Annotated in this window: 2 protein-coding genes; both read right to left on the minus strand. The window is 71.7% G+C overall.

Annotated features, from left to right (window positions below; translation table 11 throughout):
• On the minus strand, positions 1 to 721 hold a 721-nt coding region (locus G5C62_RS27035; protein ID WP_164703416.1), incomplete at its 3' end, for a pitrilysin family protein.
• Positions 718 to 1,384: S1 RNA-binding domain-containing protein (locus tag G5C62_RS27040; protein WP_164703417.1), on the minus strand; the 667-nt coding region annotated here is incomplete at its 5' end. The genes G5C62_RS27035 and G5C62_RS27040, both read right to left, overlap by 4 nt.

Here is a 1,384-nt window from a genome sequence, read left to right on the forward strand (position 1 = left end):
CGAAGGCCGCCGTGACCAGGTCGATGACCTGCTGGTGGTCGACCCGCCCGGCCGCCGAGACGACGATCGAGGGGACGGCGTAGCGGTCGCGGTACCAGCCGTCGACGTCGTCCCGGGTCAGGGACTCGATCGACTCCACGGTGCCGAGCACCGACCGCCCCAGCGGCGTGTCGCCGAACAGGGTCTCGGCGTACAGGTCGTGCACCGCGTCGGCGGGCTCGTCGTCGCGCATCGCGATCTCCTCGAGCACCACCGTGCGCTCGGACTCCAGGTCCGGGGCGGTGTTGAGCGCGTCGGTGACCAGGTCCCCGAGCAGGGTCACCGCGAGCGGGAGGTCGCTGGCGAGCACGTTCGCGTAGTAGCAGGTGTGCTCCTTGGCGGTGAAGGCGTTCATCTCACCACCGACGGCGTCCATCGCCGTGGCGATCTCCAGCGCCGTGCGGCTCCGGGTGCCCTTGAACAGCAGGTGCTCGAGGAAGTGTGAGGAGCCGCCCAGCTCCGGGCTCTCGTCCCGGGACCCGACGCCGACCCAGATGCCCAGGGTCGCCGACAGCACCCCGGGCATCGTCTCGGTGACCACCCGCAGCCCGCCGGGCAGCTCGGTCCGCTCCACCCGGCCGCCGACCTCGTCGACGTCCAGGACCTGCGTGACACCGACCGGGGCCGGGACGGACGCCGCAGCGCCCGCCCCGGCCCCGGTCAGGTCGGTACTCGTGTTCACGCCTCCGCGGGGGCGGCGGTCTCGTCAGCCGGAGCTGCGTCACCGGCAGCGGCGGCGTCGCCCTCGACGACCGGCACCAGGCTGATCTTGCCGCGGGCGTCGATGTCGGTGATCTCGACCTGCAGCTTGTCGCCGACGTTCGCGACGTCCTCGACCTTGGCGATCCGCTTGCCGTTGCCCAGCTTGCTGATGTGGACCAGGCCGTCGCGGCCGGGCAGCAGCGAGACGAAGGCGCCGAAGGCCGTCGTCTTCACCACGGTGCCGAGGAACCGCTCGCCGACCTTGGGCAGCGTCGGGTTCGCGATGGCGTTGATCCGGTCGACCGCGGCCTGGGCCGAGGGGCCGTCGGAGGCGCCGACGTAGATCGTGCCGTCGTCCTCGATGGTGATGTCGGCGCCGGTCTCGTCCTGGATCGCGTTGATCATCTGCCCCTTCGGGCCGATGACCGCGCCGATCTTGTCGACCGGGATGCGCACCGTGGTCACCCGCGGGGCGTAGGCGCTCATCTCGTCGGGGCCGTCGATCGCCTCGAGCATGACGTCGAGGATGTGCAGCCGGGCCGCGCGGGCCTGGGTCAGCGCACCGGCGAGGACGTCGGAGGGGATGCCGTCGAGCTTCGTGTCCAGCTGGAGGGCCGTCACGAAGTCCTTGGTGCCGGCGACC

Source organism: Modestobacter sp. KNN46-3 (assembly GCF_011039295.1).